Annotated in this window: 1 protein-coding gene; it reads right to left on the reverse strand. The window is 32.0% G+C overall.

The window, feature by feature from the left end; translation table 11 throughout:
• Positions 1 to 112: 112 nt before the first annotated feature.
• Complete coding sequence (locus K8089_RS16200; RefSeq protein ID WP_237604327.1) at positions 113 to 634, reverse strand: hypothetical protein; 522 nt, start codon at positions 632 to 634, stop codon at positions 113 to 115.
• Between the last annotated feature and the right edge of the window lie 159 nt (positions 635 to 793).

Below are 793 nucleotides of genomic sequence, written 5' to 3' on the forward strand. Positions count from 1 at the left end.
ATTATCAACATTTCAACACCACAACATAATCATTATGAAGTGATTAAAAAATAAAATATTATATTTGAAGAACTGGACTAGTGCTTTTCATAGGACACGTTGTTGCCAGTAGTTATTTTTTCACGTTCAGAAAGTCAATTCCGTAAACGAGCTTTATTTTGTCTTTATTTTTTTCCTCTGTCAGCATATAATAGTGGTTCAAATGGTCAGCACGATAAATAGCAACAAGTTTTCCTTTGTCAAATAATTCAAATTCGTAGTAATCCACTTTAAACTTTGGTTCAAGTTCTTTTGGGTAAACTTGTCTGATATATTTTAGTTTCCCGTTTTCAATTTCGATTCCGCCACGACTTACGAGTTTATCATTCAATTCCCTTTGTTCGTGTCCATAATAAAAGTTTCCATCAATGTCGAAAGTATAAGTTCGGTATATAATTGTGTCAGATTTTCTTTTAATCCACTCAATATTGTATCCGTATTTGAAATGGTCAATTTCAACTCTCGTTTCAGTTTCGTTTAATTTCCAGTCAGAAGAGAAATCCGAATCAAATTTCCGATGATGTTTTATCAGACTTATTGTATCATTTTCTTTAATCGACTTTTCAAATTCAATTCCACTTTTAGAAGGTTCCATTTGTGAGTATGAACTCAAAAATGAAAACGAAAATATGATGGCGAAGATGTATTTCATAATTACTGGCAACGTCCAGTATAAGCACAGTAGCGGGATTGGCGCACTGACTTTTCGACTTATAACAGACCTTAAATTTATAAAATTAATTTCGGGTTTTGC

The organism is Aequorivita vitellina (assembly GCF_022008365.1).
Classification (GTDB): Bacteria; Bacteroidota; Bacteroidia; order Flavobacteriales; family Flavobacteriaceae; genus Aequorivita; species Aequorivita vitellina.